We start from the raw sequence: 22200 nt of genomic DNA on the forward strand, positions 1-22200 counted from the left end.
AATTTATTGCCTGCTAATCAATGCCGTGTGTGGCCCTGCAAAGCACGGAACCGAAAAAAATCTGCGCCTGCGGGAATAAATCGCGGTTGCCGATTGTCTTACCTCCATATCGCATGTCGCGATTGGAACCCTGTGAGGCAAATCATGAAAACGTTTGGTTTTGTGGCCGTACTGGCAATTGCAGCAGTCGCGGCGTCCGCTGCTGTCGCAGCGCCATCCGTCAAGACGATGGAAAGCTCGAAGGGACAGGTCCTGGCAGGCGCCAAGGACATGACGCTTTATACTTTCGACAAGGATAGCAAGGGCGAATCCAGCTGCTATGATACCTGTGCGAAGAACTGGCCGCCCTTCAAGGCAATGAAGGGGGCGAAGGCTTCCGGCGCATATACGCTGGTCAAGCGCAAGGATGGCAGCGAGCAATGGGCAAAGGATGGAATGCCGCTCTATTACTGGGTGAAGGACAAGAAGCCCGGCGATGTGACCGGAGACGGCGTTAATGGGGTCTGGCACGTCGCAAAGCCATGAGGCCGATGTGAGCCATCCCGCCCCGGAAACTTTCGAGGGCCAGCTTCTGGCCCTCCTGCCGGTCATGCGGCGCTATTCGCGCAGCCTTGCAAAGTCCGATGCGGAAGGCGAGGACCTGCTGCAGGACTGTGTGGCCAAGGCACTGGCCCGTCGCGGCCAGTGGCGCGGCCTCAACCTGCGTGGGTGGATACTCACGATGATGACCAACCTCTATCGCAACGGCTATAAAAGCCGCGCGCGCACCCGGCACGAAACGCTGGACGCCGCCGAGAATGTCAGCGTTGCGGCCTCCGAAACCGATCCGTTCCAGTTGCAGCAGCTGGAAGAGGCGATAAACACCCTGCCGGAAGATAACCGCGCGGTGCTGATGCTCATCGTCGTCGAAGGCTACAGCTATGGCGAGGCGGCGGAAATGCTGGGCATACCTGTAGGAACCGTCATGTCGCGGCTGTCGCGAGCGCGCAATCGCCTTGCCGAACATATGAACGGCTCAAATATCGTAACGCTTCGGAGAAACCGATGACAGCCTCCAATTCTCCCATAACCGAAGCGGAACTGCTTGCCTTTGTCGACGGACAATTGTCCGAAGAAGAGCATATGCGCATTGCCGGGCTTCTTGATGAAAACCCCGAACAGGCGGCGCTGGCCGAAGAATGGCGCAGGCAGAACGAGGGGATCAGGCACTTATTTTCCCGCTATGCCGAGCCCCGGAACGAAGACGCCGGAATGATCCGGCAGGCGGAAACGCGCCAGTCGCGAACCTATCGCGGAGCCGTTGCTGCTGCCGTTCTGGCCGCCTTGCTGATCGGCGGTGCGGGCGGCTTTGCAGGTTCGCGCCTGTTTTCGGAAAATGCGCCGCAACTCGCCAGCGTGCAGACCCTGCCGGAGCAGGCTCAGGCGGCCTATCTCATCTATGCCAGCGAAGTGCGGCATCCGGTCGAGGTCTTTTCCAACGAAGAAGCACATCTGGCGGCATGGCTGGGCAAAAGGCTCGACATAGCCGACCTTAGGCTACCCGATCTCCGCTCGCTCGGCTTTCAGCTTGTCGGCGGACGCCTCTTGCCGGTCGGGGGCAAGGCAGGCGCTTTCTTCCTGTATGAAGACGAGACGGGAAAGCGGCTTTCGGTGATCGTCGGGCGCAATCCGGATAACCGAGACACGAGTTTTCGCTTCGCTTCGAGCGACGGGGTCGAAACCTTCTACTGGATCGACAAAGATCTTGGTTATGCGGTGAGCGGCGAGATATCGCGGGACCGGCTGCGGCAGGTGGCGGAAGAATGCTATCGCCAGTTTCCGAGCTGAACCGCCTTTATCGATAGTCGCTGAAAGCCTGCACCATGGCCTCTCTGGTGCTGCCGCTGGCGATCAGCGCGGCAAGCAGGATGCGGGCCTGACCGGGACGAAGCGTGCTCGCATGGATGGCGCCCGCTTCTCCCAGATCGTATCCGCCGCCGCCGCCGCCATAGCCGGGAACCAGCTGGCCTTCCGGCACGCGGCTTGAAACCACGACCGGGATATTGCGGCGGGTACACTCGCGGACGGCTTCGACGATGCATGGCGTGGCGTTGCCCGAGCCGAGCGCCGCAAGCACGATGCCGCTTGCACCGGCTGCGATGCTCGCTTCAATATGGAGGGCGTCGCAGCCCGGATAAATGGCAATCAGGTCGACGCGGCGATCGCCGACCGGGGCAGGGAACACCGGGCTCTGAACAAGGAGCGGACGGGCGGAGCGGAAGGCATCGCCGTTGCCGCTGCTGAATTTATAGGCTCCCCACGCCGGGATGATGCGTCCGCCGAAGGCGATCTGGACGCCTTTTTCCGCATTGGACGGATCGCTGGCAAGGCGAATGGCGGCGGCGATGTTTTCCGGGCCGTCCGCGTCGGGGTGGTCGGCGGTAAATTGCGCGCCGGTGAAAATCACCGGCTTGCCGATGCGACACTGCAACTGCACCAGCAGCGCGGTTTCTTCCATCGCGTCGGTTCCGTGCAGGACGATGATGCCGTCGACCGCGCCATCCTCGAGTTCGGCTTCGACGGCACTGCTGATGCGCTGCATGTCGGAAAGGGTGAGGCTCGCGGAATCCTTGGCCATCAGGTTGACGGCGCGAAGCTTTGCTTCGGGACCCGGCACCAGTCCCATCAGGTCGCCACCCGACAGGACCGGCGTGCTTGCTCCATTTTCCCCACGCTTGCTGGCGATAGTCCCGCCAGTGGTGATCAGCGCTATGGACGGCGTTGCAAGCGACATATTTCCGAATCCTCTTACTTATCAGGAACGCTGGCGTCTACAGCACGTTCGGCGGCAAGTCGATGGATGCGTTCCCGCATCATATACCAGCCGACGATGAGGGCCGGGCCGATAATAGCCAGCGAAGCGATCGTCCAGGTGCCGACAGGATAATCGAGCGCCATCAGGACGAGCACGCCCAGCAGAAATGCCAGCGTGAGGATACCGGTATAGGGCGCTCCGAACATGCGGAAATCCGGACGCGCGATTTCACCAAGGCGCGCGAGATGCCAAAGCTTGAGCTGGCAAAGGACGATGACGCCCCACGCCGTGATGATGCCGAGCGCGGAAAGATTGAGCGCGATTTCAAACGCTTCCGCAGGCACGACCGCATTGAGGACGACGCCGATCACGGTGACGACGGCGGTGACGGCAATGCCCATATAGGGAACGCCGTTCTTGTTCATTCTGGCCAAAGACGCCGGTGCCGAGCCGGATATCGCCATGGAATGCAGGATGCGGCCCGTGGAATATAGGCCCGCATTCAGCGACGACAGAACCGCTGTCAGGACCACGAGGTTCATGATGATATCCGCCCCCTCGACGCCGATCTTGCCGAAGAAGGTGACGAATGGGCTCTCGCCTGCGGAATAGGCCGTATAGGGGAGAAGCAGCGACAGCAGCAGGACCGAACCCACATAAAAGACCAGCAGGCGGAACACGACGGTGCGGATTGCGCGGGGGCATGACCTTGCGCGGGTCTTCGGTTTCTCCAGCCGTGGTGCCCAGCAACTCGATGGATGCATAGGCGAAAACGACGCCCTGTATGATGATGAAGGCCGGCAATATGCCGTTCGGGAACAGGCCACCGCTGTTCGGGATGATGCTGAAACCCGCCGGATGGCCATCAATCGGCGTTCCGGTCACGACGAAATAAATGCCGACCACCAGAAACGTCACGAGCGCGATGACCTTAACGAGACTGAACCAGAATTCCAGTTCGCCAAACACCTTCACCGACATGAGGTTCATCGACAGCACGATGACAAGCGCCGTCAGCGCGAATATCCATTGGTCGATGCCTTGCAGCCAGGGCACATAGTGCTTGAAGAAATTCATGTAGAGCGCAACCGCCGTTACGTCGGCGACCGAGGTCATGGCCCAGTTGAGCCAGTACATCCAGCCTGCCACGAAAGCCAGCTTCTCGCCGTAGAACTCGCGGGCATAGGAGACGAAGGAGCCGGAGCTGGGGCGATGCATGATGAGTTCGCCCAGGGCGCGCAGCACCAGAAACGCAAAGAATCCGCACAGGGCATAGACGAAGACGAGAGCCGGACCCGCCAGCGCCAGACGTCCGCCAGCGCCGAGAAAGAGCCCGGTTCCGATTGCGCCGCCGATGGCGATCATCTGGATCTGCCTCGGTCGCAGGGCCTTGTGATAGCCGCGCTCCTCTTCGATGAACACTTCGCGTGGGGCCGGGACGGCTTTCATGGTTTCAGTCGGCATTGCTCCTCCCTGAGAGCGCGGTTTGCGGGGACGGCCATTGGGCGTGCAAGGCCACTTAGGGCACGCCGCCAGCCATTCAATGAGGGACGGATTTCATCCCGTTTGATGGGTTATTCTGTAAAGCTGCATGACAGGTTTTGGGCGGTTTTAACGCATATCGCAGAACGCGCGTCAAGTATTGCGCGCCAACTGACGAGGTTCGCTTGTGGCGCTTGAACTATGTTGGCGGTGAAAAATTCAGCGGGAAGAACGCTTTATCGGCATTTGCTAAAACGACACGAAAGCAGCGTTCCGGTCCGGTTCGGCATGACTGGCACGCTTCGATCCTGTGGAAATATCAGCTGACCCTATCCCTGCCGATGATGGTGGTCACCGCCGTCTTGACCTTGCTCAGATGCGCTTCCATGGCAGCGCGGGCTTCAGCTTCCGATCCGGCCTCGATGGCTTCCGCGATACGGCGATGCTCGACATTCGATGCTTCGCGGCGGCCCGTCATGAAGTTGACGAGTTCGGATTGCTGGATCAGCGCTTCACGCGCATCCGCCACGATCTTGGTAAAGACCGAATTTCCGGAGGCTTCGGCAATGGCGCAATGAAATTCGGAATCGAGCAGCTCCCACTTCTGAAGGTCCGTCTGGCGGTCCATCTTGTCGCAGAGTTCGAGCAGACGGGCGAGCTGCCCGGCGTCGCGGCGCTTCGCTGCCCAGCCCGCCGCAGGGACTTCGATGAAGGGGCGCGCCTCGATCAGATCGCGGGCCGAATAGCTGCCGTAATTCAGTTCGCTTGCGGGAGAAGCATTCAGGACATAGGTGCCGCTGCCTGTCCGCGTGTGGGTAAGGCCGAGCGTCTGCAGGGACCGCAACGCTTCCCGCACGATGGGGCGGCTGACGCCGAACCGGCCCGCCAGTTGCGTTTCGGATGGGAGGCGGGTGCCGACCGCCAGACGGCCGGACGTAATGGCGGAACGAATGTCGTCGAATACGACTTCCGCCGCATTCTTGCGCGTAACCGGATGGGTATCCGATAGCCAATCGGCCAGTTCGCTCATGTCCGCACCTCCGTCGATCGCCTTGCTCCTGTCAAGCAGCTAGGCAATTTCCAAAAGGATATCAATCCCGAACCGGTTACGAAAGGCTATCCAGGCAAACACAACTGCCCTGCGGTCCGGCTGGATCGCAGGGGCTCTGTCTGGACGATATCAGGCAGCGGTGGCTGCTGTGTTCAACTTGTTGGCCGACAGGATGCTGATAAACGCGGCCCCGTAGGCCGTGAGCGGCGCCATCTTTGCAAGTGCGCTCGCAATGGCGTCGTGGCGGCTCAATTCTTCCTCGGAATCGTGGCGGAAGGAAACGCAGACAGTTTCACCATCTTCACCGATGAATTCGACCTGATAGGAATTTTCCTTGCCGCATCTTTTGACCAGAGCATCGACGATTTGCATGCAATAATTCTCCTTCCGAGCCGCATGAACGCGCCGTGGAGGATATGGTTCCATAAAATTTTATCTTTTTGCCTGCCGTCATTTCCGCCGGGAGAGACGGGCCGCACCCAGCGCCGCTGCAAAGGCAAGGGCGAGCATGACGAAGGTGAATTCGGCGACCGCGGACCATCCGTTTGCAGTCCAGAAATAGCCGCCCGCCGCCCCGGCAACGCTGGAACCGAGATAATAGGCCAGCAGATAGAGCGATGAGGCATGACCCTTTGTTTGGAGCGCCAGCCTTCCAACCAGCGCACTGGCGACCGAATGGCTGACGAAGAAGCCGACAGTGACGAGGATGATACCGGCGACGATGACGGGGAGCGGCGCAAACAGGGTCAGAAGACAGCCCGCGGCCTGGATGGCAAGACCGATGGGAAGAACAGTGAAATAGCCAAGCCTGTCACCCATTCTGCCAGCAAGCCAGGAGGCTGCGATGCCGAAGAGATAGACCGTGAAAATAGCGCCAAGCGCCGTCTGGCTAAGGCTATAGGGCGCGGCAACGAGGCGGAAACCGATATAATTATAGATGGTGACGAACGAACCCATCACCAGAAACCCGATGGCGAAGAGCAGCGGCAGCGCCGGGTTGCGGATGTGGCCGAGCCATGCGCCGAGGTGGAATCGTGCGTTGAAGCCGGGACGCGCAATGAAGTTCTGCGATGGGGGCAGAAGGAGGAGAAAACCGATCGATGCCGCCAGTCCAAGCAAGCCCATGCCCGCGAGTCCGACGCGCCAGGAGAAATATTCGGCAAGCGTTCCGGCAATGACCCGGCCTGCCATGCCCCCGAAAGCGTTCCCGGCGATATAGAGCCCCATCGATGCGCCAAGGCCGCGTGGGTCGATTTCTTCCGCAAGATAGGTCATGGCGACTGCCGGAACGCCGCCCAGCAACAAGCCCTGCAATGCGCGAATGGCGAGCAGCATATGCCAGTCCGGCACAATCGCGCTGGCTATCGTGCAGAGCGCGGAGCCGAGAAGCGAGACGAACATCAGCGTCCTGCGTCCGAAGCGCTCGGATATGGCGGCGGCACAGAAAATTGCGAAGGCCAGAAAACCCGTCGAAACGGAAAGCGACAGCGAACTGGCCGCAGGCGTGATGTTGAAATCATGCGCGAAAAGCGGCATCAGCGGCTGGACGCAGTAGAGCAGCGAGAAGGTTGCAAATCCTGACAGGAACAGCGCGATGCTTGCATTGCGAAACGCCGGGGTTCCCTTGGTGAGATAATGTCTTTGTTCGGACGCAGCGGGAGCTGAAACGAGCTTGAGCTGGCTTTCCGGTGTTCTTACGCTGTCGAGGCTGCGTTCTGCGAGGCGTGACATGACTTTGCCTTTTCAAATCCTCCCGCTTTTCGATCTAGTCAAAGCCATTCCATTTGTCCAATATATGGAAGTGACGATTTTAATAGCTTTTGGATATAGCGATGGAACTGCGTCATCTACGGTATTTTCTGGCGGTGGCCGAAGAGGGTAATTTTACCCGAGCGGCTGCCAAGCTCGGGATCGGCCAGCCGCCGCTCAGCCAGCAGATACGTGATCTCGAAAACGAGATTGGCGTGGCGCTGTTTCACCGCGTACCGCACGGCGCAGAATTGACGGCGGCAGGTACGGCGTTTCTGGATGAAGCCAAGGCTTCCCTTGCCGCCGCCGAGAAGGCGAGGCTTGCGGCGCAAGGCGCTGCGCGCGGAGAGACAGGAAGGCTTGCATTGGGCTTCACCGCATCATCCGCGTTCAATCCGGTGGTGAGCGGTACGATCCGAAAGTTTCGGGCCAGATGGCCCGAAGTCCGGCTGACCCTGACCGAGATGAACAGCCATCTCCTGATGCAGAGCCTGCTGCGGGGCGAAGTGGATGCAGCTTTTATCAGGCCCGGTCTCGAAAACCCCAAGGATGTGCGCGTGAAGCGGCTGGCCGACGAGCCAATGATGATCGCCCTGCCAAGCCATCATCCGCTTGCGGTTCATCCTGAGCTCCCGATTTCAGCACTGGCAAACGAAGCTTTCGTGCTTTTCCCACGCATAGTCGGGCTAAGCCTTTATGACGACGTGGTCGAGGCCTGCCGGAAGGCAGGCTTTGAAATGATCGTGGCACAGGAAGCGCCACAGATGCCGTCCGTCGTCAATCTGGTCGCAGCCGATCTCGGCGTCTCGATCGTTCCCGCCGCCATTGCGCAGATCAGGCTGGCCGGTGTCACTTATAGGCCGATCAAGGGGGGGCCGCTTCTGGCACGGCTGGGCCTGGTTTCGATGAAGAATAACCGGTCCCCGCTGATCGACAATCTGATAAGCCTGTTGCCGGATCAGTGATCCCCATGGCACGGACTGAGCAGAGTGGAGCGCGGGCGGCGTTGACCGTCACCATCTGGCATGTATGATGGCCAGAGCGGCGAGATGCCTGGGAGGGGACGCTGCTTTTCCATCCATAGGATTACCGTAGGCGAGGGCTGGTGGCCGCAAGCCGAACGGTCGAATTATGCCCTATCCCGTCCGAATGGAGATTTTCGTGAAACGACTTCTGATTACCGGTGCTGCGGGTGGACTGGGGCGCGTGATGCGCGAAAAGCTGATCGGACAGGCCGAGCGGTTGCGCCTTTCCGATGTTGTCGATATGGGCGAGGCCAGGCCCCATGAAGAGCTTGTGCAATGCGACCTTGGCGATCTGGATGCGGTCATGCGCCTTGTCGAGGGCTGTGACGGCATTCTGCATCTTGGCGGCATTTCCACCGAGGCGTCCTTCAGCAAGATACTGAACGCGAATATCGTCGGGATGTACAATCTCTACGAGGCAGCGCGGGCGCATGGCCGTCCGCGCATCATTTTCGCCAGTTCCAATCACACGATCGGTTTCTATCGACAGGACGAATATATCGACGCAAAGGCGCCCACGCGACCGGATGGCCTTTACGGCGTTTCAAAATGCTTTGGCGAGTCCATCGCCAGCCTTTATCACGACAAGTTCGGGCAGGAGACGGCAATCGTTCGCATCGGTTCCTGTTTTGAGGAGCCGCGCAACCATCGCATGCTCTCCACCTGGATGTCCCATGACGATTTTGCCAGCCTGATCGACTGCGTTTTCCGGGCACCGATGCTGGGATGTCCCGTCATCTGGGGCGTTTCCAATAATGATTCGATGTGGTGGGATAACAGCCACGCCCGTTTCCTCGGCTGGCATCCGAAGGACAATGCCGAACGCTTCCGCGCCGGACTGGAGAAGACGACCCCGCGGCCCGCGCCGGATTCAGCGCTCGCGGTCTACCAGGGCGGCGCATTTGTCGATGAGCCCATCCATCAGGACGACTGACGGACTTTTGCCCAAAGACGGATGATGTGAGAGAACGCGTATATTTTGCTTTACGTACCTCAAAACGAAAGCTAATCTTTTAATCGTGATGCTTTGGGAGGAGTTCACGTGCAGCCACAAACAGCGGCGAAAGCTTTGGAAAAGACTGGGCTGAAAAAGCGCCGGAAGTGGCGATTCGCCGTGGGCGGCTGCCTATGAGCGCGCCGGGAGAAGATGGCAGGCCAGCGCTGCTGGAGGCCGTGTCGCTTTCCAAGTCATTCGGTCCCGTTCAGGTTCTGAAAAACATTGATCTGCGCATTTTCGGCGGCGAAGTCCACGCGATCATCGGTGAGAACGGTGCCGGAAAATCGACGCTGATGAAGCTGCTAGCGGGCAATGAGCGTCCGACGGGCGGAGAAATCCGCATTGACGGCAAGCCGGTGTCCTTCTCGGGGCCGGTCGAGGCCGAAGCGCAGGGCATTGTGCTCGTGCATCAGGAAATCCTGCTCGCACCCGATCTGACCGTCGCGCAGAACATTTATCTGGGCCGTGAACTGAACCGGGGCGTCGTGGTCGACGACAAGTCGATGCGCGAGGGCGCGCGCAAGGCCATCCGTGATCTCGGCGCCGATATCGACCCCGATACGGTCGTCGGTTCCCTGTCCATTGCACAGCGCCAGCTGGTCCAGATCGCCCGCGTGCTTCTGGTGCCGCATCGTGTTGTGATCTTCGATGAGCCGACCGCCTCGCTGACGCCTTTCGAGACGGAAGCGCTGCTGAAAGTCATTCGCGATATTCGCGCCAAGGGCGTAGCTGTCCTCTATATTTCGCATCGCCTGCCGGAAGTTAAGGAAATATCCGATCGTGTGACCGTGCTTCGTGACGGGAAACTCGTTTCGGCGCATCTGGCTTCCGAATTGCAGCCATCCGATATGGCCCGCCTGATGGTTGGCCGCGATGTCGCAAAACTCTATCCTGACCGCGCAAGCCAGCATGACAACGCTGCCATTCTGGAAATCGAGAACTTCAGCGTGCCGGGTTACGTGCAGAATGCGAGCTTTCACCTGAACCGGGGCGAAATACTCGGCTTTGCCGGCCTGGTCGGTGCAGGGCGCACGGAACTGATGGAAGGCATCGTCGGCCTGCGGCCCGGCAAGGGCGATGCGCGCCACAATGGAAAGCCGGTTCATTTTCGCAATGCGCATGAAAGCCAGAAGGCGGGGATCGTTTATCTCAGCGAGGACCGCAAGGGCAAAGGGCTGCTGCTGACCAAGGACCTGGGTGTCAATCTGACGCTTGCTTCGCTGAAGAAATTCGTGCGCGGTTTGCAGATCGATCGCAACAGGGAACGCACTGCGCTTGATGATGCGATCCGTGAGTTCGATATTCGTACGGGCCGCAAGGACATTCTTGCAGGCCAGCTCTCGGGCGGAAACCAGCAGAAGCTGCTGCTCGCCAAAATGATGATGCTCGATCCGTCCATCGTCATCATCGATGAACCGACGCGCGGCATCGATGTCGGCACGAAGGAGCAGATTTATCAGTTCATCGCCAATCTGGCTGACGAGGGGAAATCGATCATCGTCGTTTCGTCGGAAATGCCGGAACTGATCGGCATCTGCGACCGCATCGTCGTGATGCGGGAAGGGCGGGTCGCCGGTGAGGTGTCCGGCGACCGCATGACGGAACATGACATCGTCGTGCTTGCAACCGGCGTTGAAGCCGAAGACGCCGCATAAGAACAATAAAGTGGGAAATAGATGACACAGGTTGCGACCGATAAAAGCAGAGTGCCGAGGACGTCCAAGGATTGGGATCTGCGCGCAATTGCGCCTTTTGTAGCGCTCGCTTTGCTGCTTGTACTTGGCGCGATTGCCAACCCGAATTTCATCAGCATCGACAATCTTCTCAACGTCGCAACGCGCAGCGCATTCATTGCCATTATCGCGCTCGGCGCCACTTATGTGATTTCCTCTGGCGGGCTTGATCTGTCGGTGGGCGCAATGGTGGCGTTCGTCGCCAGCATCATGATCCTTTTCATGAATAGCGGGATGATTGCCGATCCGGTAATGATGCTGATCGCAGCCGTTATGCTGGCGCTGATCGTCGGAGCGGCCTGCGGCCTGTTGAACGGCCTCATAACGACAGTTGGCGGCATCGAGCCATTTATCGCCACGCTGGGTACGATGGGTATCTATCGCGGCCTGACGACATGGCTGTCGCAGGGTGGTGCGATCACTCTGCGCAACCCGGACATTCAGGCGATTTATCGCCCCGCCTATTTCGGGTCCGTGCTTGGTGTACCGGTTCCGGTTATCGTGATTTTCGTGACGGCGGCGCTTGCGGCATTCGTTCTTTACCGGACACGCTATGGCCGTCATGTCATTGCTGTAGGATCGAACGAGGATGTGGCGCGCTATTCGGGCATTTCTGTTAAGAAGGTGCGCACCATTGCTTTCGTTATTCAGGGACTTTGCGTGGCCGTCGCGGTGCTCCTCTATGTGCCGCGTCTTGGCTCCACCTCTGCCACCACTGGCCTGATGTGGGAATTGCAGGCCATTACGGCGGTCGTTGTCGGCGGCACGGCGCTGCGCGGCGGCGTCGGTCGAGTGTGGGGCACGATCTGTGGCGCGTTCATACTGGAGATCATCGGAAACATCATGCTGCTGTCGAGTTTCGTCAGCGAGTATCTGCTGGGAGCCATTCAGGGTGCGATTATTATCATCGCGATGCTGGTGCAGCGTTCGCTGGCGCGGAGATAGGTTTTGGAGATTGGCGGGATTGGTGGGGCGATTCCAGCCAGAGAGGAATGAGAGCCCCGCGTTTACTGGGAGGAAGACTATGCGAGGGAATTTGATGAAGCTTGCTTTCGCCGCTCTGACGGCGGGTGCGCTGGCCTTTGGCGGCGCGGCAAGCGCACAGGACAAGAAAGTGACGATCGGCGTGTCGATCCCGGCTGCCGACCACGGCTGGACGGCGGGCGTCGTCTATCACGCCGAACGCGTGGCGAAGCTCCTGATGGAAGAACATCCGGGCCTCAATGTCATCGTCAAGACATCGCCCGATGCGGCATCGCAGGCCAATGCGTTGCAGGATCTGGCCGTACAGGGCCTCGACGGGCTGGTCGTTCTGCCGACCGATCCCGATCCGCTCGTCAACGCCATCAAGGAGATCAAGGACAAGGGAACCTTTGTCGCTCTGGTCGACCGCGCGCCGAGCAGCAACGACAACACCATCCGCGATCTCTACGTGGCCGGCAACAACCCGGCGCTCGGACAGGTGGCTGGCGAATATATCAAGAAGACCACGCCCGACGCACAGGTCGTCGTCATTCGCGGCCTGCCTATCCCGATCGATCAGCAGCGTCAGGACGGTTTCGACAAGGGCATTGAAGGCTCCAACGTGAAGGTTCTGGACCGCCAGTACGGCAACTGGAACCGCGACGATGCCTTCCGCGTCATGCAGGATTTCCTGACCAAATATCCGAAGATCGATGTGGTCTGGGCACAGGATGACGACATGCTTGTCGGCGTTCTCGAAGCCATCAAGCAGGCGAACCGCTCCGACATTCAGTATGTGGTAGGCGGCGCAGGCTCCAAGGATATGATCAAGAAGGTCATGGACGGCGACAAGCTCGTGCCGGTCGATGTCCTCTATCCGCCAGCGATGGTTTCGACCGCGATGCAGCTTGCCGCCGGACATTTCTACGACCAGATTCCGGTGAGCGGCAATTACATCCTCGATGCGACGCTCGTGACGAAGGATAATGCCAAGGACTTCTATTTCCCGGATTCGCCGTTCTAAGGTGAACAGATACCGTGCGCCTGCGGGAGTGGGCGCACGGCTTTCTTTTTCAATCCCGAAATGCAGCGCGAAGCGCGCTCTCAAATTGCTCGATGGCGGGGTCCGAGCATATTCAGGAGAAATTTGATGAAGACGATCAAGGGGCCGGGCATTTTTCTCGGGCAGTTCGCAGGCGATGAAGCGCCGTTCAATACATGGGATGGCATCACCAAATGGGCCGCCGAAAAAGGCTATGCCGGGGTGCAGGTTCCCACATGGGCGAGCCAGCTGATCGATCTGAAAAAGGCTTCTGAATCGAAGGATTATTGTGACGAATTCGCCGGTGTGGCGCGTCAGAACGGTGTCGAAGTCACGGAGCTTTCGACGCATTTGCAGGGCCAGCTCGTCGCGGTGCACCCGGCCTATGATGAAGCTTTCGATGGCTTCGCGGTGCCCGAAGTGCGCGGCAATCCCAAGGCGCGCCAGCAATGGGCGGTTGAGCAGGTGAAGATGGCGATCCGTGCATCGCGCAATCTCGGCATCGGCGCGCATGCGACCTTTTCCGGTGCGCTGGCATGGCCGTTCATCTATCCATGGCCGCAGCGTCCTGCCGGCCTGGTGGAAACGGCATTTGAGGAACTCGCCCGCCGCTGGAAGCCGATCCTCAATCATGCCGATGAACACGGCGTCGATATCTGCTATGAAATCCATCCGGGCGAAGACCTGCACGACGGCGTGACCTTCGAGATGTTTCTGGAGCAGGTCAAAAACCACCCGCGGGCCAATATGCTCTATGACCCGTCCCATTATGTCCTGCAATGCCTCGATTATCTCGACAATATCGACATCTACAAGGACCGCATCAAGATGTTCCACGTCAAGGATGCCGAGTTCAATCCGACCGGACGACAGGGCGTCTATGGCGGCTATCAGGGCTGGGTCAACCGGGCTGGCCGCTTCCGGTCGCTCGGTGACGGGCAGGTTGATTTTGGCGCGGTGTTCTCCAAGATGGCTGCAAACGACTTTGACGGCTGGGCCGTCGTCGAGTGGGAATGCGCGCTGAAGCACCCGGAAGACGGCGCGCGCGAAGGCGCGGAGTTCGTCAAGGCGCACATCATTCGGGTGACCGACAAAGCATTTGACGATTTCGCATCCGGCGGCACCGATGACGCCGCCAACCGACGTATGCTTGGATTATGAGGACGCAATGACCATCGAAGCTAAAACCAAGGAAACCGCCGTTCCACGTATTCGCCTCGGCATGGTGGGCGGCGGCGCGGGAGCGTTTATCGGCGGCGTTCACCGCATGGCGGCGCGGCTCGACAACCGGTTTGAACTGGTGGCAGGCGCCTTGTCGTCGTCAGCGGAAAAGGCGCAGGCCTCGGGGCGTGAACTGGGGCTGGCCGAAGACCGCATCTATTCGAGCTACAAGGACATGGCCATTCGCGAGGCGCGCCTGAAAAACGGCATCGAAGCCGTTTCCATCGTGACGCCGAACCACGTTCACTACGAAGCTGCCAGGGAGTTTTTGCGACGCGGCATCCATGTTATCTGCGACAAGCCGCTGACCTCGACCCTTGCCGATGCGAAGAAACTGAAGAAGGTCGCCGATGAAAGCGGCGCATTGTTCGTCCTGACGCATAATTATACCGGCTATCCGATGGTGCGGCAGGCGCGCGAGATGATCGCCAATGGCGAACTTGGCGATCTGCGCGTCGTACAGGTGGAATATGCGCAGGACTGGCTCACCGAAGCGGTTGAGGCAACCGGAGCCAAGGGTGCTGTCTGGCGCACCGATCCGGCGCAATCCGGTCTTGGCGGCGCAACGGGCGATATCGGCACGCACGCCTTCAATCTCGCCTCCTTCGTGACCGGCCTCACGCTCGATAGTCTCGCTGCTGATCTCGACAGTTTTGTCGAGGGGCGTCGTCTGGACGACAATGCCCATGTGATGCTGCGTTTTGCAGGCGGCGCCAAGGGCATGCTCTGGTGCAGCCAGGTTGCGCCGGGCAATGAAAATGCACTGCGCTTGCGTGTCTATGGCACAAAGGGCGGCATTGAATGGGCGCAGGAAGACCCGAACTATCTCTGGTTCACGCCTTTTGGGGAACAGAAGCGGCTTATCACGCGGGGCGGTGCAGGCGTTGGCAATGCTGCAACCCGCGTGACCCGTGTGCCGGGCGGTCATCCGGAAGGCTATCTGGAGGCTTTCGCCACCATTTATTCTGAAGCGGCGAGCGCCATCGAGGCCCATCGTAAGGGGAAGAAGCCGGATAGCGCCGTGATCTATCCGACAGTCGATGACGGCTTGAAGGGCGTTGCCTTCATCGATGCCTGTGTGCGTTCGTCACAGAAAAACGGCGGCTGGGTCAAGCTTTAGAAATTGATAGGGGAATAACGAAAGGGCGCCAGTGGCGCCCTTTTTTGTTATCGTCGCTTTGCCGGTTCAGACATACCGATTGACGACGTTTTCGAGATATTCCTGACGGCCAGATTTCGGCTGCGGATTGATGTCCTTCGCTTCGACTTCCGCCGTGATCTGGTCCAGCGAGAGGCCGGTCAGAAGTTTCCTGCCGAAATCGCCGTTCCAGCCCGCATAACGCTCATCGAGCGGCTTGGACAACGCGCCGTCCTCCAGCATTCCGGCGGCTGCCTTCAGCCCGCGTGCACAGCAATCCATGCCCCCGATATGGCCGATCAGCAGATCCTGCGGATCGAGCGACTGGCGGCGCAGCTTGGCGTCGAAATTCGTGCCGCCGGTCGTGAAGCCGCCTGCGAGCAGGACCTGATAATAGGCGAGCGCCATTTCCGGCACATTGTTTGGGAACTGGTCCGTGTCCCAGCCGGACTGGTAGTCATTTCGGTTCATATCGATGGAGCCGAAAATGCCGAGTGTGCGGGCAAGTGCCAGTTCATGCTCGAAGGAGTGACCAGCCAGAATGGCGTGGCCCTGCTCGATATTGAGCTTCACCTCGTTTTCGAGGCCATAGCGCTTCAGGAAGCCATAGACCGTCGCGACGTCGTAATCGTATTGATGCTTGGTCGGCTCCTGGGGCTTCGGTTCGATCAGGATCGTACCCTTGAAGCCGATCTTGTGCTTGTACTCGACCACCAGATTGAGGAACCGCCCCATCTGGTCGAGTTCACGTCCAAGATCGGTGTTGAGCAGCGTTTCATAACCTTCGCGACCGCCCCACAGCACATAGTTCTCGCCGCCGAGCCGCTTGGTGGCATCGATGCAGCTTTTCACGGTCGCCGCGGCAAAGGCGAAGACATCCGGGTCAGGATTGGTTGCGGCCCCGCTCATATAGCGGCGGTTGGAGAACAGGTTAGCCGTGCCCCAGAGAAGCTTTACGCCGGTTTCGGTCTGCTTCTTCTCGAATATGTCGACAATCTCGTTGAGATATCGGGTATTTTCCGCAAAGTTGCGCCCCTCGGGCCGCACATCTGCATCGTGGAAGCAGTAATAGGGCGCGCCAAGCAGGGAGAAGAACTCGAAAGCCACGTCGGCCTTGAGCTTTGCCGCATCCAGCTCGTTGGAATACCACGGGCGGTCGAAGGTGCGACCACCGAATGGATCGCCACCCTCCCAGGCAAAGCTGTGCCAGTAGGCGACCGCGAAGCGCAGATGATCTTCCATGCGCTTGCCCAGCACGATCTCATCCGGATCATAGTGACGGAATGCCAGCGGGTTGTCGCTGTCCGGCCCCTCATACTTGATCTTCTGAATGTCGCCGAAAAATCCGGTGCTCATTGTTTCCTCCCGTTCGAATGTCGTCATGTCTGATTGGTTGAGGCAACGTCACTGACCGGCGAGGGCGTGAAGTGCCGGATAATGGGCGCGATAGCGCTGATAGGCTTCCTCATAGGCCGGGGTGAGGGCGGCTTCCGGCTCTATGGTTCGCTCCGTGCGCGGCGGCGTGCAGACAGCCAGCGGGTCGACGCCGGTAGCGGCGATGAGACCCAGCCGCGCAGCGCCGAAGGCTGCGCCGAAATCGCCTTCTTCCGGCAAGGCAATCGGCACATTCAACGCGGTTGCGATCGCCTTCAGCCAATAGGTGGAGCGCGAGCCGCCGCCGACCGCGGTAAGGGAACTGATCTCGGTACCGGCAGACTGGAGCGCGGCGAGATTGTCGCGGATCGCGAAGGCAACGCCCTCCAGCACGGCTTGCGTCAGGGCGCGCTGATCGGATTCATGTTCCAGACCTGAAAACACGCCGCGTATCTTCGCATCGTTATACGGAGTGCGTTCGCCCGACAGATAGGGCAGGAAGGTCGTGCTGCCCGGCGCATTGAGCCTGTCGCCGAGTTCCCTATCAAGCTCATGCGCCGTCTTTCCGACAAGCCGCGCATACCAGTCGAGCGCGCTTGCTGCGGACAGGATGACACCCATCTGGTGCCACGTATCGGGCAGGGCATGGCAGAAGGCATGAACCGCGCTTTCTGGCTTCGGCTGATAAGCACCGTTTGCAGCAAACAGCACGCCGGACGTCCCGAGCGAAACGAAGGCATGGCCGGGTTTGACCGTACCCATGCCGCAGGCCGATGCCGCATTATCGCCTGCACCTCCTGCTACCACCGGGAGTCCGGCAACGCCCCATTCGGCGGCCAGTTCCGCCCGCAGCCGTCCGGTTGCGTCCGTGCCTTCGGCAAGACGCGGCATCCGGCTTTCATCGAGGCCGGTCTTGTCCAGTAGTTCGCGTGACCAACGGCGTGCGCCGGTGTCGAGCCAGCTTGTGCCCGCCGAATCCGACATGTCGGAGACATACTCGCCGGTCAGCCAGAGGCGAAGGTAATCCTTCGGCAGCAGCACCTTGCGGGTACGTGCGAAAATATCGGGTTCGTTATTGGCAACCCAGACGATTTTGGGCGCGGTAAATCCCGGAAAGACAATATTGCCGGTGATGGCGCGAAAAGCCGGGTCGGCATCGAGTGCGGCTGCTTCGCGATAGCTGCGCGTATCGTTCCAGAGGATGCAGGGACGCAGTACCTGGTCCCGTTCGTCCAGCAGGGTAGCGCCATGCATCTGACCGGAAAGACCGATACCGGCAATCGCCGAAAACTCCTTCGGGTGCGCCGTGCGCAGGCCGTCAATCGCTGTCCGGCAGGCGTCGATCCAATGTGCGGGGTCCTGTTCGCTCCAGCCCGGATGGGGTCGCGAAACATCCAGTTCGCCATGGGCCGACCCGATGACGGTCTGTGCGTCATCGATCAACAGCGCCTTGACACCGGATGTTCCTAGATCGATCCCGAGATACATATTTGCTCCTGTTGGAAAGGCCTTGTCGCCTGCGCTTCAGTCGAGATGCGGCAGGTTGTCTTTGAGGAAAATTTCAATACGGATGTGCTCCTGTCCGGGCACAATAGCCAGACGATCGGCAGACGCCTTCAGGACCCTGATGGCGCTGCGGATCTCATGGCCCGCATCCTGCGCCAGCACAGCGTGGATGATGCCATCCGTCAGCGCCTTGGACGTCACGCTATCGCGTTCATGGGCGATGACGAGCGGCCGATTGGAGTTGTGCCTAGCCAGCGCCTTGACCAGACCGCTATTGCCCGCGCCGAGGCTGTAAATTCCGGCGATATCGCTGCGCTCGTCAAGCAACTCGGCTACGAGTTTCTGCACGCGCGAGCCCTCATCGAAGCCTTCCAGAACGGGCAATATCTCGCGGCCAGGAAAGTCCGCTTTCATGGCAGCGGTAAAACCTTCGAAACGTTCCTGATGGTCGCGAACCTTCAACGAACCGGCGACGACCGCAAGCGCGCCTTCGGTTCCGTTGGCGAAAAGTCCCAGAAGCCGCGCCGCCGTGCGTCCCGCCGCACCGTTGTCGACGCCGACATAATGCGTCCGCGTAGAATGCCCGAGATCGGATACGAGCGTGACGGCGTGGACGCCTTGCTCTCCCAATCGGTCGCAGGCCGCACGCACGGGGTCAGTATCGACCGCGACGAATGCTACGCCGTCAGGCTTGCGTGTGGCGCAGTCATCCAGCGCCGCCACGAGCGCCGCTTCATCGAAGGCGGGGACAAGGACGAGATTGATCAGCACACGCTCGGCCAGCGCCCGCTCGGTCGCGGATTGCAGTTCCGCGCGCAGGCTCAGCATGAAGGTGTTTTCATTGTCCGGCAAAATAAAATCGAACTGATAAAGCCGTCCGCGAGCAAGGTTGGCAGCACCCACATCGCGCACATAGCCAAGCGTGTTCATCGCAGCCATGACCCGGTCGCGCGTCTTCGCTCTCACACCTGGACGTTCGTTCAGCACACGGTCTACCGTGGCGAGGCTGACGCCCGCTGTTCTGGCTATATCATGGACTGTAGGTTTCATCCTCGCTCCTCGACGCGGACCATAAGATCAAAAATGAGGTACGTAAATCAAAAAATGCTTGCTATTCATTTTTCTTCACGTATCAATGGTGTCCGAGGATGGGGCAGTGTCGCTTTTGCAATGCTGTCCGATGGAGTGATCTTGGCGCGTGGCGCCTTCGGGAGGATCAGCCATTCAAGAAATAAGCAGCTCCAAAGTGGGCTGTTTTGTCGTGCCGAACTCCGGGGGCGGAATACGTTCGGGGGCGCGGATTGGTATCAGCCGGCAGCAAGCCGGTGTTGTTTGGAGGAGATTTGCATGAAACGTCGTAATTTTCTGACCGGCGCGCTGGTTGCTGCGGCTTTGGGCATCGGCGCCATGGCGTCCACGCCGGTCTATGCTTCGCCGGAAAATCCGGTTATCGGCTTTTCCATCGACGACCTGCGTGTCGAGCGCTGGGCGCGCGACCGCGACTATTTCATCGAAGCTGCCGAAACGCTGGGCGCCAAGGTCAATGTGCAGTCGGCTGACGGCAATGAGGAAAAGCAGGTCAAGCAGGTTGAAAACCTGATTGCGCAGGGCGTTGACGCCATCGTCATCGTGCCGATGAACTCCAAGGTTTTCGACGCCGTCGTGGCTGACGCCAAGGCTTCCGGCATCAAGGTTCTTTCCTATGATCGCCTGATCCTCAATGCCGATATCGATGCCTATATTTCGTTCGACAATGAACGCGTCGGTTTCATGCAGGCGGAAGCGGTCCTGAAGGCCAAGCCGGAAGGCAATTATTATCTCCTCGGCGGCTCGCCGACGGATAACAACGCCAAGCTTCTCCGCGCCGGTCAGGAAAAGGCCCTCAAGGAAGCCATCGATTCCGGCAAGGTGAAGGTCATTGGCTCGCAGTGGGTCAAGGAATGGAGCCCGACGGAAGCGCTCTCCATCATGGAAAACGCGCTGACGGCTGCGCAGAACAAGATCGATGCGGTCGTCGCTTCGAACGACGGCACCGCCGGTGGCGCCATCCAGGCGCTTGCTGCGCAGGGACTGGCCGGAAAGACCGCCGTTTCCGGGCAGGACAGCGACCTTGCTGCCGTCAAGCGCCTGATCGACGGCACGCAGACCGTAACGGTCTACAAGCCGCTGAAGCTCATTGCTTCGGAAGCCGCCAAGCTGACAGTCCAGATGGTCAAGGGCGAAACGCCTGAATTCAATTCCAAGCTCGACAATGGCGGCAAGCAGGTCGACACGCTTCTGCTGACGCCGACCGCCGTGACCAAGGACAATATCGACATCTACGTTCAGGACGGCTTCTATACCAAGGAGCAGATCTACGGAAAGTAAGCCTTTCCGGCGGGTGTCGCCGGAGTTGCTCCGGTGAGCCAGCCCGATGTGAAACAGTGGGGCCGGAAGTCTGGAAATCATGATCCAGCTTCTGGCCTCGCCGACTTGTCGATGCTGTCGGTGACAGCGTTGTCTGGGAGGAGTTCCGCCGGAATGTCTCGAACCCGGCGGTCCATTCTCTACGTTACTGCAAGGTCATATGCGATGTCCGAATATCTTCTAGAGATGCGCAATATCGGTAAGGACTTCAACGGCGTGAAAGCGCTGGACGGAATTTACCTGAAAGTGCGCGCGGGCGAGTGTGTCGGCCTTTGCGGTGAGAACGGCGCGGGCAAGTCCACGCTGATGAAAGTGCTTTCCGGCGTTTATCCCCATGGCACCTGGAGCGGGGAAATTTTCTGGGAAGGCCAGGAATTGAAGGCCACGGGCATCCGCGACACGGAGGCGGCGGGCATCGTCATCATCCATCAGGAACTCATGATGGTGCCGCATCTGTCGGTTGCGGAAAACATCTTTCTGGGATCGGAGCCGACAAGCAGAGGCTTTATCGATTACGACCAGATGAATGCGCGTGCGACGGAACTTCTGGCGCGGCTCAATATTCACGATATCAATGTCGCGCTTCCGGTCTACCACTATCCGGGCGGCAAGCAGCAATTGATCGAGATCGCCAAGGCGATCAACAAGAATGCGAAGTTGCTCATTCTCGACGAGCCGACATCGGCTCTGACGGCGTCCGAAACGCGCGTCCTTCTCGATCTCATCAAGGACTTCAAGGCGCAAGGCATGGCCTGCGTCTATATCTCCCACAAGCTGGACGAAGTGGCAGAAATTTCCGATACTGTGACGGTCATCCGCGACGGGACGCATATCGCCACGAAGCCGATGACGGAACTCACGACGCCAGCCATCATCACCATGATGGTGGGGCGCGAAATGAAAAACCTGTTTCCGCGCGAGCCGCATGATATTGGCGAGGTCATTTTCGAAGCGCGCAATATCAATTGCTGGGATGTGACGAACCCCGACCGCAAGGTGGTCGATAATGTTTCGTTCGCTCTTCGGCGCGGGGAGATTCTCGGCATTGCCGGGCTGGTTGGCGCGGGGCGGACGGAACTGGTGTCCAGCCTGTTCGGCGTCTGGCCAGGCGCTCATGACGGGCAGGTGTTCCTGGAGGGCCGGGAACTGAAGATCCGCACCCCGCGCGATGCGGTTCGACAAGGCATCTGCATGGTGCCGGAAGACCGCAAGAAGGATGGCATCCTGCCCATCATGCCGGTGGGCTATAATATGACGATCTCGGTGCTGGATCGGTTTTCCCTGCGCGGACTGCTCGACAAGGAAGCGGAACTGGCAACGATCCAGCGCGAAATTCTGCGTCTCAAGGTAAAGACTGCCGACCCAATGCTGGAAATCGCCTCGCTGTCGGGCGGCAACCAGCAGAAGGCCGTGCTGTCGAAAATGATGCTGCCGGACCCCAAGGTGCTCATTCTGGACGAGCCGACCCGGGGCGTCGATGTTGGCGCGAAATATGAAATCTACAAACTGATCTTCGCCCTTGCGAAGCAGGGCGTCGCGGTGCTGATGGTGTCTTCCGAAATGCCGGAAGTTCTCGGCATCAGCGACCGTGTGCTCGTGATCGGCGAGGGCAGGCTGCGCGGTGATTTCCCCAATGAAAATCTGACCCAGGAGAAGGTGCTTGCCGCTGCAATCGGCAAGCCGACAAGCAATGCGGCCTGATCCGCGATCAACTCTTTG

Annotated in this window: 19 protein-coding genes and 1 pseudogene; 12 read left to right on the forward strand and 8 right to left on the reverse strand. The window is 59.5% G+C overall.

Annotated features, from left to right (window positions below):
* Positions 1-144: 144 nt before the first annotated feature.
* From OINT_RS14735 to OINT_RS14745, 3 genes are read left to right on the forward strand one after another with little or no spacing between them, the layout of a single operon-like run.
* Positions 145-525 (forward strand): COG4315 family predicted lipoprotein, encoded by a 381-nt coding sequence (locus OINT_RS14735; RefSeq protein WP_006470343.1) that lies wholly within the window; start codon positions 145-147, stop codon positions 523-525.
* Positions 497-1048, forward strand: coding sequence for an RNA polymerase sigma factor (locus OINT_RS14740; protein ID WP_006468657.1), 552 nt, complete (start codon positions 497-499; stop codon positions 1046-1048). Before OINT_RS14735 ends, OINT_RS14740 begins: the two co-directional genes overlap by 29 nt.
* Positions 1045-1827: an anti-sigma factor family protein gene (locus OINT_RS14745; protein ID WP_006468658.1), complete on the forward strand. Its 783-nt coding sequence runs from the start codon at positions 1045-1047 to the stop codon at positions 1825-1827. Before OINT_RS14740 ends, OINT_RS14745 begins: the two co-directional genes overlap by 4 nt.
* Before the next feature lie 7 nt (positions 1828-1834).
* On the opposite strand, the gene OINT_RS14750 is transcribed toward OINT_RS14745, so the two are convergent.
* From OINT_RS14750 to OINT_RS14770, 5 genes and pseudogenes are all read right to left on the reverse strand, one after another.
* Positions 1835-2773 (reverse strand): asparaginase, encoded by a 939-nt coding sequence (locus OINT_RS14750; protein ID WP_006468659.1) that lies wholly within the window; start codon positions 2771-2773, stop codon positions 1835-1837.
* A gap of 14 nt (positions 2774-2787) precedes the next feature.
* Positions 2788-4258, reverse strand: a pseudogene (locus OINT_RS14755) (amino acid permease).
* A gap of 337 nt (positions 4259-4595) precedes the next feature.
* Positions 4596-5306 (reverse strand): FadR/GntR family transcriptional regulator, encoded by a 711-nt coding sequence (locus OINT_RS14760; RefSeq protein ID WP_006468660.1) that lies wholly within the window; start codon positions 5304-5306, stop codon positions 4596-4598.
* Positions 5307-5456: 150 nt separating this feature from the next.
* A complete protein-coding gene (locus OINT_RS14765) occupies positions 5457-5699 on the reverse strand; it encodes a hypothetical protein (RefSeq protein ID WP_006470341.1) in 243 nt (80 codons plus the stop codon).
* A gap of 78 nt (positions 5700-5777) precedes the next feature.
* A complete protein-coding gene (locus OINT_RS14770; protein ID WP_006468662.1) occupies positions 5778-7058 on the reverse strand; it encodes an MFS transporter in 1281 nt (426 codons plus the stop codon).
* 101 nt (positions 7059-7159) lie between these two features.
* Between OINT_RS14770 and OINT_RS14775 the strand changes: the two genes are divergently transcribed.
* The 7 genes from OINT_RS14775 to OINT_RS14805 all read left to right on the forward strand — a co-directional run bounded on the left by OINT_RS14775 (position 7160) and on the right by OINT_RS14805 (position 15177).
* Positions 7160-8041, forward strand: a complete 882-nt coding sequence (locus OINT_RS14775; RefSeq protein ID WP_006470339.1) for a LysR family transcriptional regulator — start codon at positions 7160-7162, stop codon at positions 8039-8041.
* Between the two features lie 196 nt (positions 8042-8237).
* Complete coding sequence (locus OINT_RS14780; protein ID WP_036564562.1) at positions 8238-9035, forward strand: NAD-dependent epimerase/dehydratase family protein; 798 nt, start codon at positions 8238-8240, stop codon at positions 9033-9035.
* Positions 9036-9229: 194 nt separating this feature from the next.
* Complete coding sequence (locus OINT_RS14785; protein WP_006470337.1) at positions 9230-10753, forward strand: sugar ABC transporter ATP-binding protein; 1524 nt, start codon at positions 9230-9232, stop codon at positions 10751-10753.
* A gap of 21 nt (positions 10754-10774) precedes the next feature.
* The gene (locus OINT_RS14790; RefSeq protein ID WP_006468666.1) at positions 10775-11776 is read left to right on the forward strand and encodes an ABC transporter permease; all 1002 of its coding nucleotides are present in this window, start codon (positions 10775-10777) and stop codon (positions 11774-11776) included.
* A gap of 79 nt (positions 11777-11855) precedes the next feature.
* Positions 11856-12818 carry a substrate-binding domain-containing protein gene (locus tag OINT_RS14795; RefSeq protein ID WP_006470336.1) on the forward strand — a complete coding sequence of 321 codons (963 nt, stop codon included), beginning with the start codon at positions 11856-11858 and terminating at the stop codon, positions 12816-12818.
* Positions 12819-12944: 126 nt separating this feature from the next.
* The gene (locus OINT_RS14800; protein ID WP_006470335.1) at positions 12945-13997 is read left to right on the forward strand and encodes a sugar phosphate isomerase/epimerase family protein; all 1053 of its coding nucleotides are present in this window, start codon (positions 12945-12947) and stop codon (positions 13995-13997) included.
* A 7-nt stretch (positions 13998-14004) separates the two neighbouring features.
* The gene (locus tag OINT_RS14805; RefSeq protein ID WP_039853224.1) at positions 14005-15177 is read left to right on the forward strand and encodes a Gfo/Idh/MocA family protein; all 1173 of its coding nucleotides are present in this window, start codon (positions 14005-14007) and stop codon (positions 15175-15177) included.
* A gap of 66 nt (positions 15178-15243) precedes the next feature.
* Here the strand turns inward: OINT_RS14805 and xylA are convergent, their stop codons facing one another.
* The 3 genes from xylA to OINT_RS14820 are packed head-to-tail and all read right to left on the reverse strand — an operon-like array spanning position 15244 to position 19125.
* The gene (gene xylA, locus OINT_RS14810) at positions 15244-16551 is read right to left on the reverse strand and encodes a xylose isomerase (protein ID WP_039853226.1); all 1308 of its coding nucleotides are present in this window, start codon (positions 16549-16551) and stop codon (positions 15244-15246) included.
* A gap of 48 nt (positions 16552-16599) precedes the next feature.
* Positions 16600-18057, reverse strand: coding sequence for a xylulokinase (xylB, locus tag OINT_RS14815; protein ID WP_006468671.1), 1458 nt, complete (start codon positions 18055-18057; stop codon positions 16600-16602).
* Positions 18058-18093: 36 nt separating this feature from the next.
* Positions 18094-19125 carry a LacI family DNA-binding transcriptional regulator gene (locus tag OINT_RS14820; RefSeq protein WP_006468672.1) on the reverse strand — a complete coding sequence of 344 codons (1032 nt, stop codon included), beginning with the start codon at positions 19123-19125 and terminating at the stop codon, positions 18094-18096.
* A 297-nt stretch (positions 19126-19422) separates the two neighbouring features.
* Here OINT_RS14820 and xylF point away from each other — a divergent pair, with 297 nt between their 5' ends.
* Together xylF and OINT_RS14830 are read left to right on the forward strand one after the other, a co-directional pair.
* Positions 19423-20442, forward strand: coding sequence for a D-xylose ABC transporter substrate-binding protein (gene xylF, locus OINT_RS14825; RefSeq protein ID WP_006470334.1), 1020 nt, complete (start codon positions 19423-19425; stop codon positions 20440-20442).
* Between the two features lie 204 nt (positions 20443-20646).
* Positions 20647-22182 carry a xylose ABC transporter ATP-binding protein gene (locus tag OINT_RS14830; RefSeq protein ID WP_006470333.1) on the forward strand — a complete coding sequence of 512 codons (1536 nt, stop codon included), beginning with the start codon at positions 20647-20649 and terminating at the stop codon, positions 22180-22182.
* The last annotated feature ends 18 nt before the right edge of the window (positions 22183-22200 follow it).

The sequence above is a fragment of the Brucella intermedia LMG 3301 genome, assembly GCF_000182645.1.
In the GTDB taxonomy this organism is placed as follows: domain Bacteria; phylum Pseudomonadota; class Alphaproteobacteria; order Rhizobiales; family Rhizobiaceae; genus Brucella; species Brucella intermedia.